The sequence below is a fragment of the Pseudoduganella plicata genome, assembly GCF_004421005.1.
Taxonomy (GTDB): domain Bacteria; phylum Pseudomonadota; class Gammaproteobacteria; order Burkholderiales; family Burkholderiaceae_D; genus Rugamonas; species Rugamonas plicata.
Window position 1 is genome coordinate 4,341,793 of sequence record NZ_CP038026.1, and the last position, 13,387, is coordinate 4,355,179.

Annotated in this window: 14 protein-coding genes; 7 read left to right on the top strand and 7 right to left on the bottom strand. The window is 66.0% G+C overall.

Annotated features, from left to right (window positions below; genetic code table 11):
- Both E1742_RS19130 and E1742_RS19135 read right to left on the bottom strand, forming a co-directional pair.
- A complete protein-coding gene (locus tag E1742_RS19130) occupies positions 1 to 885 on the bottom strand; it encodes an RMD1 family protein (protein WP_134386712.1) in 885 nt (294 codons plus the stop codon).
- 242 nt (positions 886 to 1,127) lie between these two features.
- Positions 1,128 to 2,297: a S8 family peptidase gene (locus tag E1742_RS19135; protein ID WP_134386714.1), complete on the bottom strand. Its 1,170-nt coding sequence runs from the start codon at positions 2,295 to 2,297 to the stop codon at positions 1,128 to 1,130.
- Between the two features lie 359 nt (positions 2,298 to 2,656).
- Here E1742_RS19135 and E1742_RS19140 point away from each other — a divergent pair, with 359 nt between their 5' ends.
- The gene (locus E1742_RS19140; protein WP_134386715.1) at positions 2,657 to 4,186 is read left to right on the top strand and encodes a tetratricopeptide repeat protein; all 1,530 of its coding nucleotides are present in this window, start codon (positions 2,657 to 2,659) and stop codon (positions 4,184 to 4,186) included.
- A gap of 360 nt (positions 4,187 to 4,546) precedes the next feature.
- Positions 4,547 to 5,107: a nicotinamide riboside transporter PnuC gene (pnuC, locus tag E1742_RS19145; RefSeq protein ID WP_134386717.1), complete on the top strand. Its 561-nt coding sequence runs from the start codon at positions 4,547 to 4,549 to the stop codon at positions 5,105 to 5,107.
- Positions 5,108 to 5,110: 3 nt separating this feature from the next.
- On the opposite strand, the gene E1742_RS19150 is transcribed toward pnuC, so the two are convergent.
- Both E1742_RS19150 and E1742_RS19155 read right to left on the bottom strand, forming a co-directional pair.
- Complete coding sequence (locus E1742_RS19150) at positions 5,111 to 5,299, bottom strand: hypothetical protein (protein WP_134386719.1); 189 nt, start codon at positions 5,297 to 5,299, stop codon at positions 5,111 to 5,113.
- Positions 5,300 to 5,428: 129 nt separating this feature from the next.
- Positions 5,429 to 6,205: a response regulator transcription factor gene (locus E1742_RS19155; RefSeq protein ID WP_134388239.1), complete on the bottom strand. Its 777-nt coding sequence runs from the start codon at positions 6,203 to 6,205 to the stop codon at positions 5,429 to 5,431.
- Between the two features lie 257 nt (positions 6,206 to 6,462).
- Between E1742_RS19155 and E1742_RS19160 the strand changes: the two genes are divergently transcribed.
- Positions 6,463 to 6,954, top strand: a complete 492-nt coding sequence (locus tag E1742_RS19160) for a winged helix-turn-helix transcriptional regulator (RefSeq protein ID WP_134386721.1) — start codon at positions 6,463 to 6,465, stop codon at positions 6,952 to 6,954.
- 211 nt (positions 6,955 to 7,165) lie between these two features.
- Positions 7,166 to 7,849, top strand: coding sequence for a DUF4142 domain-containing protein (locus E1742_RS19165; protein ID WP_134386723.1), 684 nt, complete (start codon positions 7,166 to 7,168; stop codon positions 7,847 to 7,849).
- A 96-nt stretch (positions 7,850 to 7,945) separates the two neighbouring features.
- On the opposite strand, the gene E1742_RS19170 is transcribed toward E1742_RS19165, so the two are convergent.
- The 3 genes from E1742_RS19170 to E1742_RS19180 all read right to left on the bottom strand — a co-directional run bounded on the left by E1742_RS19170 (position 7,946) and on the right by E1742_RS19180 (position 10,096).
- On the bottom strand, positions 7,946 to 8,449 hold the full coding sequence (locus E1742_RS19170; RefSeq protein ID WP_134386725.1) for an OsmC family protein: 504 nt from the start codon (positions 8,447 to 8,449) through the stop codon (positions 7,946 to 7,948).
- Between the two features lie 131 nt (positions 8,450 to 8,580).
- Positions 8,581 to 9,495: a hypothetical protein gene (locus tag E1742_RS19175; protein WP_134386727.1), complete on the bottom strand. Its 915-nt coding sequence runs from the start codon at positions 9,493 to 9,495 to the stop codon at positions 8,581 to 8,583.
- Between the two features lie 46 nt (positions 9,496 to 9,541).
- A complete protein-coding gene (locus tag E1742_RS19180) occupies positions 9,542 to 10,096 on the bottom strand; it encodes a hypothetical protein (RefSeq protein WP_206076693.1) in 555 nt (184 codons plus the stop codon).
- Positions 10,097 to 10,283: 187 nt separating this feature from the next.
- Here E1742_RS19180 and E1742_RS19185 point away from each other — a divergent pair, with 187 nt between their 5' ends.
- From E1742_RS19185 to E1742_RS19195, 3 genes are all read left to right on the top strand, one after another.
- Positions 10,284 to 10,898, top strand: a complete 615-nt coding sequence (locus E1742_RS19185; RefSeq protein ID WP_134386729.1) for a DNA-3-methyladenine glycosylase I — start codon at positions 10,284 to 10,286, stop codon at positions 10,896 to 10,898.
- 1 nt (position 10,899) lies between these two features.
- Positions 10,900 to 12,588 carry an FAD-dependent 5-carboxymethylaminomethyl-2-thiouridine(34) oxidoreductase MnmC1 gene (gene mnmC1, locus E1742_RS19190; RefSeq protein ID WP_134386731.1) on the top strand — a complete coding sequence of 563 codons (1,689 nt, stop codon included), beginning with the start codon at positions 10,900 to 10,902 and terminating at the stop codon, positions 12,586 to 12,588.
- A 151-nt stretch (positions 12,589 to 12,739) separates the two neighbouring features.
- Positions 12,740 to 13,381, top strand: coding sequence for a sensor histidine kinase (locus E1742_RS19195; protein ID WP_307721885.1), 642 nt, complete (start codon positions 12,740 to 12,742; stop codon positions 13,379 to 13,381).
- The last annotated feature ends 6 nt before the right edge of the window (positions 13,382 to 13,387 follow it).

Sequence of the window (13,387 nt, forward strand, 5' to 3'; positions counted from 1 at the left end):
TCAATGCCCGAAGTGCCCATACAACCCCAGGCAAAGCTCCGTAAAGATCAACAGCAGAATTGCCACCTCGAGCCGATGCGAGCTGTGATAGCGCATCGTCTCGACCAGCGTTTCGGACGTGTGCGACAGCGTCGTCAGCTTGCGGTCCAGCGCCGCGGCGCGGTCGTGCAGTTCGTAGTCGCCTTCCAGGCGTGCGTAGAGGCCTGACAGGCCGGGGTTGTCCCACAGCAGATCGGGGCGATCGAGCACGCCGGCGCGGCCGTTCAGGCGGTTCTCCGCCAGCAGCATGTTCCCCACCGCCTTCAGCAGCTCGGCCGGTTTCGCTGAAAAGCGTCCGTCCTCGGCCAGGTCGCGTGCCAGCGGTTCGGCCAGGTCGAAGTCGCGCGCGGCGCGCCGTTCCTGGAACGACAGCATCGTGGCCTTGGCCATGACTTCGGCGATGAGCTGCAGGCGCAGCCGGTCCGCGTTCTTGATCTTGATGTACGGGCCGGCCGGTCCTTCCTCCTCGTCCGCATCCACCTGGACCGTTGCCGCTTCCTCGGCGCCGACATCGCCCTCGCCCGACGAGTGCTGCGCGAGGACTTCCAGCAAGCGGGCCTTCTCGTCGTTGGAGGCGTTGAACAGCACCACCGCGCCGTAACGGAAGATGGCGGCGATGCCGCCTTGTCCCAGCTTTACCGTGAACGGCGATTTCGCGATGATCTCGAATGCCGAAATCGCGCGCACGTCGATCCGTTCCGCAGCCATGATGGCGCGCGCCGTGAACTCGGCATGCGTGATGACGGGCCGCTGGAACGGCAGCTTTTCTGTTTTGACGTGCAGGCCCTGCCGGGTACGGGGGCGTGGGTTCCAGCGAATTTTTCTTTTGTCGATATTGCTGTCCATAGTCTTCCGATTGCCTGGGCCAGTGCGGGTGCAGGCTGTGCCAAATAAAACGCCCACATCATATCGGATGTCGCCGTCGGACGGCTATTCGCGGTGGCGCACATCGGTGCGTGGACAGTAGATTTGGCGGAAGGCGGCAGCGGAAACGCGGCAGCAGATGCGGCAGGGCGCATCCGAAGAGCGGCGCCCGTCGGCACGCGCGATTGCGCGGCGTGCCGGTCCAGGGACGTGGCCTGGGGACGTTACTCGGGCGCCGTCAGGAACCCGTCGCCGATATCGGTGCCGTCGATGCCCGCATCGAACACTTCGGTTCGCGCGGACGCCGACAGCTTTGCCGCCACCGTGCGGCCGTCGGCCTTTTCCTTCAGCGACTCCCACCACAGCGCGGCCACGCCGGCCACGTGCGGGCATGCCATGCTGGTGCCGCTCCATGTCTGGAAGCCGCCGCCGGGGAAGGCGGACGTAATGTCGACCCCAGGTGCGCTGATGCGCGCCATGGAGTTGGAGAAGTCGGCCACGTAGAACTGGCTGTCACGCCGGCCGATGGCCGCGACCGAGACGACGTCGTTTGCAGCGGCCGGCAGCGAAACGGCAATGCGGAAGTCCGCGTTCTCGTTACGCCGACTCTCGTTGCCCGCGGCGGCCACCACCAGCGGTTCGACGCCGAGCCCGCCCTGGGCGTCCATCATCGCCATGATCGCGTCGAACATGCGCAGGTTGCCGCGGTACGCTTCCAGTGCCTGCGAGGTGGCCAGGGCGACCGGCATGCCGCCACCCACCAGCTGCTCCACCAGTCCGGGGAAGTCGAACCCCAGCGACATCGAGATGATGTTCGCGTTCTGCTGCAGCGCCCATGTCATGCCGTTGAACAGCATCTCGGAACTGCCGGAGCCGTCGTTGCCCAGGACCTTGCCGATCAATGCGTTCTCCACGCCGCGGGCGACGCCGATGCGCTGGCCGTTGACGTCGCGGCCGAAGATGGTGCCGGCGCAGTGGGTGCCGTGGCCCACCACGTCGTCGATGCCGTCGCCGCTGAAATCGTTGGTGACGAGGTTGACGCCGTTGAACGCGGCGTGGCGCGCATCGATGCCTGTGTCGAGCACGCAGACGGTGACGCCGGCGCCAGTGAAGCGGCTCTTGTCGGCGCCGACCGCAGCGATCCCCCAGCTGTCCGCCGCGGCGGCTGTCCCGTTGTCGAACGGCTCGATCAGGCGCGTCGGCATCGTGGGTGTCACGAGCCGTACGTCCGGTTCCTTGCGGGCCTGGGCAAGCTCACGCTCGCTCAGGCGCTCGACAGTGACTTCCGGCCTGGCAGTCGTGCGCAAGCTTTCGAACAGCCGAATGCCGGCAAGACCCGGCTGCAGCCGGCCACCGGCGTCGGCACTGCTCCTCAGGATCACGTAGTTCTTCATGTCTGACTCCCTCTGCTATCGCTTTGACGTTGATGAATGTGCGAGCCAGTATGGGGATAGCGCAAACGCGCGCCACTGGCCGGGCGCGCGTCGCATGAAGCCAGTCAAAGTTTAGCATCGCCATTCGGCGAAAGTTCGCGATATTGTCACCGGAGTCAGTCCAACTGTCATGGCGGTGACAACGGTGCAAGGAAGGAATCTGGTGCCGGTATATTTCCCGACCGCCGGCGCCGGTAGTGGCGGCTCGCGCCGCCAATTGCCCTCTCCACTGAGCGAGACGTATTGTGCCCGCCGATTTTTACACCGTCGTGACACGACCTCGATGCATGTGCCGCAGGCGCTGTGCTTTAATACGCGCCATGACCGTTACCGATCCCATCGACCTGCTGCGGCAGGCCGTCGCATTCCACCAGCGCGGCGAACTGGCCCGCGCCGAGGCGCTGTATGCCGCCGTGCTGACGGCCGACCCGGACAATTTCGATGCGCTGCACCTGTCCGGTGTCATCGCGCGCCAGCGCAAGGCGCCGCAGGTTGCGTTCGAGCTGATCGCCCGCGCCCTGGCCATCGATGCGGACAAGGCCATCGCTCACTGCAACCTCGGCGCCGTGCTGCAGGACCTGGGCCGCGAGCAGGAGGCGCTGGCCAGCTACGATCGGGCACTGGCGCTGCAGCCGGCGTATGCCATCGCACTGTGCAACCGCGGCAACGCCTTGCGGCGCCTGGGCCGGCCGGGCGAAGCGCTCGACAGCTACGGTCGCGCGCTGGCAGTAACGCCCCGCTATCCGGAAGCGCTGTGCAACCGTGCGCTGGCGCTGCAGGCGCTGGACCGTCATGCCGACGCGCTGGACGATTTCGGCGCGGCGCTGACGCAGCGGCCGGCCTTTGCGGAAGCGCTGCATGGCGCTGCCGTATCCCTGCTGGCGCTGGACCGTCCCGACGATGCGTTGCAGGCATTCGACCGCGCGCTGCGTGTGCAGCCTGACTACCCGGAAGCGTGGTGCGGCCGCGCCACGCTGCTGCTGCGGGCGCAGGAGGCTGACGAAGCCCTGCACAGCTACGCCCAGGCATTGCAGCTGCGGCCCGGCTATGCACGCGCGCAGCTGGGCAGCGCGAACGCGCTGCGGGCGCTCGGCCGGCGCGACGAGGCGATCGCGGCGTACGAAGCGGCGCTGGCGTGCGGCGCCGATGCGGACACGGTGGCGTACCTGCTGGCATCGCTGGGCGCCGCGCCGGCACCGCAGGCGTCGCCCGCCGGCTACGTGGCCGCGCTGTTCGACCAGTATGCGGGCCGGTTCGAGCGCCACCTCGTCGATGTGCTGCGCTACCGTACACCGGCGTTGCTGGCCGACCTGCTGGCGCGGCAAGTGCCGCCGCACGCGCACGGCTCGCTGGATATCCTCGACCTGGGTTGCGGCACGGGCCTGTGCGGCCCGCTGCTGCGGCCACTGGCGCGGCGCCTGGAAGGTGTCGACCTCTCGTCGGGCATGCTGGCCCAGGCGCGTGAGCTGGGCGTCTACGATGCGCTGGCCTGCGCCGAGCTGACGGCGTTCCTGCGCACGGCGCCGGCATGCCGGGACGTGCTGGTCGCTGCCGACGTCCTGGTGTACGTGGGCGACCTCGATGCGGCGTTCGGCGCCGCCCGCGATGCGCTGCGTACCGGCGGGCTGTTCGTGTTGTCGGTCGAGGCATTGACGGAGGAGGGCGCGGCCGGTTACGCGCTGCGTCCGTCCGGCCGCTATGCGCACACGGCGCGCTATCTCGACGCACTGGCGGCACGCCACCGCTTTGTCGTGCGCGAGACGGTTCCGTGCACGCTGCGCGAGGACAGCGGCAGCGGCGTTGCAGGCCTGCTGTTCGCGCTGGCCGCGGCGGACGACGTCAGCGCGTGACGCGCAAGTAATCCACGTCGAGATACCCGCCATCGGGCGCGCGGTGCCGACGCTGAACAGGCCCAGCGTCGCGCCGACCCAGCGGCCCGGCTGGGCGGCAAACGCGCGCGGCGCCGGCACCCATGTCTGCAGTTCGACGTGCGTCTGCGCGGTAGCTGCCGGCGCCGGTACCTTCTGCGCCAGGATGGATGCGCCGCGCACTTAATCGCGCGCGGCGGGACGGCCTGCGTGGCGGTCGGCGATAGGCGACGGAAGGGGACTGCAGCATCGGCACATCGGCCGTGACGGCTGCGCTCAGCAGATTGATTGTTGGCCTGCCATCCGTGACAATGGCCATTCCGTCAGCCAGGGAATGCGCCCGTGTCACTACTGGAAATCGCCGCCAACGCCGTCATGGCCGTTTCGATCGTTCTTGCGGGACGCAACAACGTCCACTCATGGTGGCTCGGCGTCGTCGGCTGTACGCTGTTCGCACTATTGTGCTACGACGTGCGGCTGTATGCGGACGTGGCCTTGCAGGTCTTCTTCATCCTGACGTGCATCGTCGGCTGGGTACAGTGGCTGCGTGGCGCCAGCGGCAAGCCGTTGCCGATCGGATCGGCCAGCGTGCGGTCGTTGGCCGCAATGGCATGTGCCGGCCTTGCCGCTACCTTCGCCTATGGAATGATGCTGCGCGAGTTCACGGATGCGTATGCGCCATTCATCGATTCGGCGGTGCTGGCATTCTCCGTTATCGCGCAGTTCCTGCTGATGGGCCGGCGCATCGAAACGTGGCCCGTCTGGCTGCTGGTGAACACGATCTCGGTGCCGCTGTACGCCGGCCGCGGCCTGTATCTCACGGCGGTGCTGTATGCGGCCTACTGGGTCAATGCGGTGGTGTCGTGGTGGTGGTGGAACCGGCAGATGCGTGCTGCCGGGTAAGTGCTACTGCAGCCTGAACACCGCCGTCACCGGCTGTGCAAACGGAATCGACCGCGGCACCGCATGGCCCCCGGCATCCGGTGCCGGTGTGCTAAGAGCCAGCGCTTTCTTCGCCAGGTCGGCACTGCCGATATCGCTGTCCGCGATGCCGTGTTCGGCCAGCAGCTTTTCCGATAATGCGGACAGTTCCATCGGGTGCGCCGCGCGGCGTGGGCGTCGGGATTCTGCGCGCCGGTCGCGAATTGCAGCTCGCCTGTATCGGGTGCCACCCAGGCCTGCGCCTTGCCCGTCCTGGGAACGATTTTGCGTTGAACCAGACATTCATGTCTGGACTGGGCTGTCGGGAATGGAGTGGCGGTAGGCGCTGGGCGTCACGCCCATCTTCTCGCGAAACGCGGTGGCGAAGTTGCCGGCGCTTTTGAACCCGACCAGCAGCGCGATGTCCTGGATGTCCATGTCCGTGTCGCGCAACAGCTGCAAACCGCGCGCGATGCGTTCCTCGCGGATAAACGCGAAGACGGTCTTGCCCGTCTGCGCACGGAACAGTTGGCTCAGCTTTTCCCGGTAGGTGCCCACGCTGCGGGCGATTTCGTTCAGGCTGGGCAGGGCGCCCAGGTTGTCGGCGATCAGGTGCATGGCCGCGCGGACGGTAACGGCATCGGGATCGACCGGTTGCGACGCATCGGGGGGCGGGGGCGGAGCGCGCCGCATCAGGTTCAGGTGCACGTGTATCCGTGCCGCCAATTCTCCCGGCGTAAAAGGTTTGGAGACAAAATCCACACCGCCGATCGACAGCCCGGTAATCCGGTCTTCCACCGAGTCGATACCGCTGACGAAAATAATGGGAATATCTTGCGTGGCCGGATTGGCTTTTAGCAGGCGGCAACAAGTATAGCCATCCATACTAGGCATTCTGACGTCCAGCAAAATCAGGTCCGGTCGCTGGGATAACGCCAGCTGATAACCCTGTTCACCATTGAACGCCACCGAAACACGGTAAGGCAGCTCGCTCAGCAGGTCAACCAGCATGCGCTGCTCGAACGCCGAGTCGTCAACGATGAGTATATTGCGCACGGTAGCGTCGCTTGTGAGATACATGGCGTGGCTGTTACATGTGAGTTTGGTGTCTATTATGCCTCGATTTAAATTTATTTCTTTGGTTTCTCCTCCGCCAAAAGCGTAGTCACCTCCAGCAAAAGCAGGCCGCGTGGCGCTGCAACATAATAAAACCACTGTCACGGTGCAATTTTGTCTGATCGTGACTTTTCGATAGTATTTGAGGGTCCTTTTCAGGTTAAAACATAGGCTTTGTCGTTTGACACCTGATTCACTGCAACGCAACAGTAGGAGGAAGTATGAAGCATACCGATTTTGGCCAGATGCCATGTCCGATCGCGCGCAGCCTCGGCAAGGTGGGCGAATGGTGGAGCATTCTGATCCTGCGCGACGCGTTCTACGGTCTGACCCGATTCGACGAGTTCGAGAAGAGCTTGAAGATCGCGCCCAATATGCTGACCCGTCGGCTGGCAGGTCTCGTTGCGGGCGGCCTGATGGAAAAACGCCAGTACAGTGCACGTCCACCCCGTTACGAATATCTGTTGACGAAGGAAGGACGGGCTTTCAAACCCGTGCTGCTGGCATTTATTGCCTGGGGTAACGAACACCTGGCGCCGGAAGGGGCAAGCTTGCTCGTCGTCAACCGCGAGACCGGCGAACCGGCAACGCAGATCGTGGTGGACGCCACCAGCGGGCGTGCCATCAGCGACGAAGACTATATGTTTGCGCCGGGCCCGGCCGCCAACGAGATGATGCGCATGCGGCTGTCACAGGCGGCCAAGCAGCTGTAGCACGCCTCCCCCACCTGGGCTGGTGCTGGTTGCCGGGTACTTGCCGCGCTGTCTTGCGGCCGGTGCCCGGCTTTTTCACGTCCTGTGCACTGTTGCGCGTGCGGTGCGACCGATTCGCGTCAACCAACATAGAATAAATATCCATACTCGAAAACAGAACAAGAGATCCTGGAAGAGGCCTTTTCGGTAGGTAACCACTAGGAGAATCAGAATGAACAAGGCAAGGATGTGGAAGAGTTTCCTGGGCGTGCCGTTGCTGGCAGTCCTGATGAGCATCGGCGCGGCACATGCCCAGTCGTTGAGCAAGGCCGATGAGAAGTCGCTGAAGGACATGGCGATGGCGAACATGACGGAAGTCGAAGCCGGTAAGCTCGCACTGCAGAAATCGCAGAATGCGGAAGTGAAAACGTTCGCCCAGCAAATGGTCGACGATCACACGAAGGGCCTGGATGAGGTGAAAGCGGTGGCACAGGCGAAAGGCGTGGCGCTGCCGACCGAACTCGATGCCAAGCACAAGGCCATGGCGAAAAAACTGGAAGGCATGTCCGGCGAGAAGTTCGACATGGCTTACATGCAAATGGGCGGCATGAAGAGCCACAAGGAAGCCAAGGCGATCGTGACGAAAGCGCAATCGAGTGCGAAGGATAGCGACGTCAAAGGCCTGGCGGCGAAGCTGCAGCCGACCATCGACCAGCACATGGGGCACGTGCAGCAGGTGCAGGCCAGCCTGAAGTCCGGCGGCACCGCCATGGGCGCCAGCGGCTCGGGCAAGACCGGCAGCAGCGCGACAATGCCGGAGTCGAAAGACAAGGTGAAGAAGGCACAGGAAACCAGCGGCAATACGGACAGCCCGGTGGATCCTGCGAATCCCGCCACCAAGCCGGTCAAGCAGTAACCATGCAGTAATGCAACTGGGGACCGGCAGTCCGGGGCGAAACGCCCGGACTGCCGGTCCCTTGTGTTATGGGGTGCCCACCCGGGCGCGTTCCGATCACCCCAGGCGCTGCTCCGGCAGCTCGTCGCTGCCATCGGGCTCGATAGCCGGCTCGATCGTGATCTCCGTTTTCAGCGAATTGGCGACGTAGCACTTCTCGTGCGCTTCGTGATGGATGGCCGCGATGTCCTCTTCGCTGGGCCAGGCGGTGCCGCCGAACACGATCTGCGGGCGCAGCGTAATGTTCGTCATCGCCATGCGGCCTTCCCCGTTCTTTTCCAGCAGGCCAACGGCGCTGTCGCTGTAGCTTTCCACGACATGGCCGCGTTTTGCCGCAATCGACAGGAAGAACAGCATGTGGCAGCTCGACGTTGCCGCGATCAGCGCTTCTTCCGGATCGACATTGTCCGCCACCGACATCGGCAGCGGCACGGACAGCGGCGACGAGGAAGCCGGCACACGCAACCCGCCATCGAATACCCACTCGTGGGCCCGGCTGTATCGTTGGTCGAGGAAGGACTGGCCGTTACGCTGCCATTCCACTTTGGCTTCGAATTGCATGTTATCTCTCCATGGTTGAACAAACGCTGGTAGCGCATACGGCGCCGCGCGCCCTCGGGGCAGGCGCTGCGCCGGCATGTGCGGACCGTTCTGGCGGCCAGCTGCGCCCGGAAGGCGGCGCATCGGCAGCTTCACGGTGGGTTATCCGATCCCGGCAACACCCGGCACAGTACCGCCGCCGCGTCGTCCGCCCCTTTCACCGCCAGGCTGTGCGAGCGAGACTGGTCGGCCTCGAACGTCCGCAGTTGCGCCAGCATGGGCGCCAGTCCCATCACGGCGCAGCGCCGGGCGAGTTCGCCGGCGGTCAGGAGCCGGTAGGGGTCGACGAGCCGATAAAACCCGTCCGTCATGCCCAGGATGACGGCGCCCGGCGCCAGCGGCATCGTGAAGGTGCGGGCAACGATGGGGCCGCGCGGGGCGAGGCACAGCACGGATGGCTGAGACGCCGTGTTCTGCTCTTCGCGGCGCGCGCGCAGCATCGGCAGCAAATGCGCCTTGCGCGCCACCGCATCGACGATGCCGTCGTCCGCCAGCTGTTTCAGCTGCGCCTGGAGGATGGCTTCCTGGGGATTGACGTGCGGGTCGATGTCCTGGATCGATGCGTCGCCATCGAACAGCAGCGTCTTGCAGTCGCCCACGCACCACGCCTGCAAGGTGGTCGTTTCCTCCGTGTGCACGATGCGCAGCCAGCTCAGGGCAGCGATAGGCCACGCATGCAGCGGCACGTCCGCCCCGCCGATGCGGTCGAGAAAGGCGGCATGCGTTTTGGCCAATGCCAGGCGCACGCTGTCGCCCTGCGACCGGTCGCGCCGCAGGTGCGGCTCCAGCAGGCGGCAGAACGTCCGCACGAACCAGACCACGTCGCCTTGCTCCGCGTCGATGTGGTCCATCTCCGCGACGGAGGTGCCGCCGTCGAGGACAAGGATGTCGGTCAGGTCGTCCTGCCCGAAAACGGCGATCAGGTCTTCATTGTGGGTGGCGGTCGCACCGTCGCAAACGGTGTCGATCGTCAGTTGCGGGCGCACGCCGCGCGGCGCATTGTCCATGTCTGTCCCGGCGATGGAATCGTTGTGCCGATTCTAACATTGGACATCAGGCATTGCGGCCCAGCGTCTTGCGTCCGGTGGCGGACCAATGCGGCTTGTCGCTGCTGCCACCGACGAACTTGATGACGCCATACGTCGCGCCCACGGCGATCAGCTGCGGGTTCATGCCGGAGCGGGGCAGCCGGTCCAGCACGATCTCCTTGCCGGCGGCATCGCGGATGCGCACGGTGCCGCGCCAGGATATCGTCATATCGATGGCGCGGCCGTCGATGTGCAGCGATGCCAGCGCCGGCGCCGTGCGCAAGCCGCTCATGCCGAACGCCCCCACCATGTCCTGCGCGGCCCGCACGCTTTCCCTGGGCGTCGCATGCGCCCAGCGGATCGGTACACCCGGCATCGAAGGCACGTCGGCCGGATCGATCTTGCCGCGTGCGATCTTCCAGCTCCAGTGCATCAGGTAGGCCCGCTCGCGTGGGCGCAACGTGGCGGTGATGCGCACGCGGATGTTGGCCGCGGCCATCGCCGCCAGGAACGCTTCCACGGCGGCGCGGAACGGCTCCGCCAGATCCTGCGGCGACCGGCTGCCCGGGAAGCGCTGCACCCAGTGGGCGCCGCTCAGGTCGTCGCTCGGCGCTTCGGGGGGGCAGTTGCGGGCATACCGGTCTCCAATAGGTGTTGCATCGCATTTCGAGCAGGGAGCGCTGGCTTCAGCCGCCGCCGCGGTGTCTCCGCCGGCTTCCCGCCGCGTACCATTTATACTGCGATTTTCCAAAATGTCGCGCACGACCATGTCCAGCCAACCCACGCCCTCCGCTGCGCCAGCCCGGCCGACCCGCTGCGGCTGGGTCAATCCCGCCAATCCCCGCTATCTCGCTTACCACGACGAGGAATGGGGCGTGCCTTGCCACGACGAAGTGCGTCTGTTCGAGATGCTCAATCTGGAGGGCGCGCAGGCGGGCCTGTCGTGGGAAACGATCCTGAACAAGCGGGAGAGCTATCGCGCAGCGTTCGACGGCTGGGATGCCGTGAAGATCGCCGCATACGGGCCGGACAAGGTGGCGCGGCTGCTGCAGGATCCCGGCATCGTGCGCAACCGCCTGAAGGTGGCCGCCGCCATCGCCAACGCCCAGGCTTACCTGCGCCTGCGCGACGAGGGCCAGACGCTCGACAGCTTCCTGTGGGCCTATGTCGACGGAAATCCCCTCTGCAATCGCATTGTCGCGCCGGGCGACCGGCCGGCCAGGACGGCGCTGTCCGACCGCCTCTCGAAAGACCTGGGCAAGCGCCGCTTCAAGTTTGTCGGTTCGACCATTGTCTACGCCTACATGCAGGGTATCGGCATGGTCAACGATCACGACCTGGCCTGCTTCCGACAGCGCGAGTGCGCCAGGTTGGGCGCCTGAGATGGCATACGTCGTTCTCGATACGGGCTTCGGCCGCGGCGAGCGCTTTGCCGCCGCGCGCGGCGAGGGGCGCGGCTTGCACTACATCGCCGTGCTGGCCGATCTGCCGCCGGCGCACACTATCGCCGCCGCCGACCTGCGCGCGGCCTGGCCGACCGCCGTCCCGGGCCTGCACCGGATCGTGCTGGACGACGGCCGCACGACGCTCGACCTGCTGCTGGGCGATATCGACACCGGCATCGGTGAACTGAGTGCGCGGGTCGACGAGTTTCATGTGCCCGCGCCACTGGCGTCGCCGCGCGCGCTGGGCAAGCTGGCGGTGCCCGATGCGCTGTTAGCGGCGTGCGATGGCGACGACGGCTGGCGCCGTGCGTTGCGCGCGGCCGGCTTCTCCTGGCCGGACAATGACGGCACGCCCGGCTGGCTGCATGCCCGCTACACGAGCCGCAAGCCGCAGCCGCCGCGCCGCCCCGCGCCGGTGCGCACTGCCATCGTCATCGGCGCCGGCGTAGCGGGCAGCGCCGCATGCGAACGCCTGTGCGCGCGCGGCTGGGACGTGACGTTGATCGAACGCCATGCCGAACCGGCCACGGAGGCATCCGGCAACCGCGCCGGCATCTTCATGCCGCTGCTGTCGCGGGATGACAATATCCCGACCCGGCTGACGCGCGCTGCCTATCTGTATGCCATGCGCACGTGGCAGCGGTTGGGTGGACTGGCCCCGGACGGCGTGCCGATGCTGGGGGCGCAGTGCGGCGTGCTGCAACTGGCGCGCGATAGCCAGCACGCGGTGCTGCAGCGGGAAGTGGTAGCGCAGTGGCGCTATCCGGATGAATTCGTCCGCTGGCTCGACGACAACGCGGCATCGGCGCTGCTGGGGGCGGCCACGCCGCATGGTGCCTGGCTGTTCGGGCAGGGCGGCTGGGCCAATCCGGCGTCGATCTGCCGCGCCATGCTGGCCGCATGCGGCGCAAGACTGCGGCGCATCTTCCACGCCGAAGCCCTTCGGCTGGAGCGCCGCGACGAAGCCTGGCATGTTGTCGGCGCTGACGGCGGCGTCATCGCCAGCGCCGCCCACGTGATCGTCGCCAATGGCGCCGGCGCGATGACGCTGGCGCAAACGGCGCCGCTGCCGCTGTATACGATGCGCGGCCAGGTCACTCACCTGGAACGGGAACGGTTTGCCGGACCGGCGCTGGTGGTCTGCCGCGAGGCCTACATGACGCCGGCGGTGGACGGCATCGTCAGCGTCGGCGCCACTTACGACAAGGACGACGAGCGCGCGCTCAGGCCCGCCAGCCAGGCCGAGAACCTCGCCAGGGCGCGCGAGATCCTGGGCGCGGGCCGCGTCCCGGCCGACTTGCCGCTGCAGGGCCGCGTGGGGCTGCGCTGCATGGCGCCGGACCGCTTGCCACTCGTTGGCGCCTTGCCCGATTACACCGCTGCCGGCCAGCCGGAACGGTTGCGCGACGTGACACGTCATCCCGGCCTGCACACGCTGCTCGGTTACGCGTCGCGGGGCCTGATCTGGGCGCCGCTGGCGGCCGAACTGCTGGCGTGCCAGCTGGAAGACGCGCCGCTGCCGCTGGAGGCAAGCCTGGCGACGGCGCTGGACCCGGCCCGGTTTTTGTTGAAAGAGCGCAAACGGCATCCCGCCGCCGGAAGTGTCGCAATCCCGCCAAAACCTTGATTTAACAGGGCCATGGCGCGGTTTGATGCGTATTGCCTTGCGGCATCACGATATAATCCGTTCCAACGAAATCGCGGTGGAGACGCACAGGATGGACGATCATACCGGCTCCCCCGAGCTGTTCATGTTTCTGGCTTCCACAGTACACGACATGAAAAATTCGATCAGCGTCCTGGGTGGCACGCTGGAGAATCTGCTCGACCAGGCCAGACCCGAAACCCACAGCGGTCCCGAATATCCGCAGATGGCGCAGATGCTGTACCAGACCCGGCGCCTGTCGGACAATCTGATGCAGCTGCTGGCGCTGTACAAGGAAGTCGGCAAGCCGACCTACCCGTTCGAGCCGAACACGGTACCCGTGCGCGAGCTGGTGCAGCAGGTGGCCGGCCAGGCCCGCGTGCTGCTCGAATCGAAGGGGATCGTGCTGGAAGTGCAATACCCGGCCGACCTGCTGTGGACCTTCGACGAGGACCTCGTGATCGGCGTGCTGGCGCATGCCGTCAACAACGCGGTGCGCTACACGCGCGACCGCATTCGCCTGACCATCGGCGAACGTGACGGCATGCTGGAATTGACCGTGGCCGACAACGGCATGGGCTTTCCGCCGTCGATGCTCGAAGCGGGCACGCAGGTGGGGCAAGGCGTCAATTTCCTCACCAACAGCAGCGGCCTGGGGCTGTTCTTCGCCAGCGAGGTGGCGCGGATGCACCGGCGCCGCCAGCTGACGGGCGCCATCCGCCTGGAAAACGCCGGACCGCTCGGCGGCGGCCGTTTCGTGCTGATGCTGCCATGAGCGCGC

Coding starts and splice junctions, on each gene's coding strand:
- E1742_RS19130 (WP_134386712.1), bottom strand. CDS start 885: ATGGACAGCAATATCGACAAAAGAAAAATTCGCTGGAACCCACGCCCC.
- E1742_RS19135 (WP_134386714.1), bottom strand. CDS start 2,297: ATGAAGAACTACGTGATCCTGAGGAGCAGTGCCGACGCCGGTGGCCGG.
- E1742_RS19140 (WP_134386715.1), top strand. CDS start 2,657: ATGACCGTTACCGATCCCATCGACCTGCTGCGGCAGGCCGTCGCATTC.
- E1742_RS19150 (WP_134386719.1), bottom strand. CDS start 5,299: ATGGAACTGTCCGCATTATCGGAAAAGCTGCTGGCCGAACACGGCATC.
- E1742_RS19155 (WP_134388239.1), bottom strand. CDS start 6,205: ATGTATCTCACAAGCGACGCTACCGTGCGCAATATACTCATCGTTGAC.
- E1742_RS19160 (WP_134386721.1), top strand. CDS start 6,463: ATGAAGCATACCGATTTTGGCCAGATGCCATGTCCGATCGCGCGCAGC.
- E1742_RS19165 (WP_134386723.1), top strand. CDS start 7,166: ATGAACAAGGCAAGGATGTGGAAGAGTTTCCTGGGCGTGCCGTTGCTG.
- E1742_RS19170 (WP_134386725.1), bottom strand. CDS start 8,449: ATGCAATTCGAAGCCAAAGTGGAATGGCAGCGTAACGGCCAGTCCTTC.
- E1742_RS19175 (WP_134386727.1), bottom strand. CDS start 9,495: ATGGACAATGCGCCGCGCGGCGTGCGCCCGCAACTGACGATCGACACC.
- E1742_RS19185 (WP_134386729.1), top strand. CDS start 10,284: ATGTCCAGCCAACCCACGCCCTCCGCTGCGCCAGCCCGGCCGACCCGC.
- mnmC1 (WP_134386731.1), top strand. CDS start 10,900: ATGGCATACGTCGTTCTCGATACGGGCTTCGGCCGCGGCGAGCGCTTT.
- E1742_RS19195 (WP_307721885.1), top strand. CDS start 12,740: ATGAAAAATTCGATCAGCGTCCTGGGTGGCACGCTGGAGAATCTGCTC.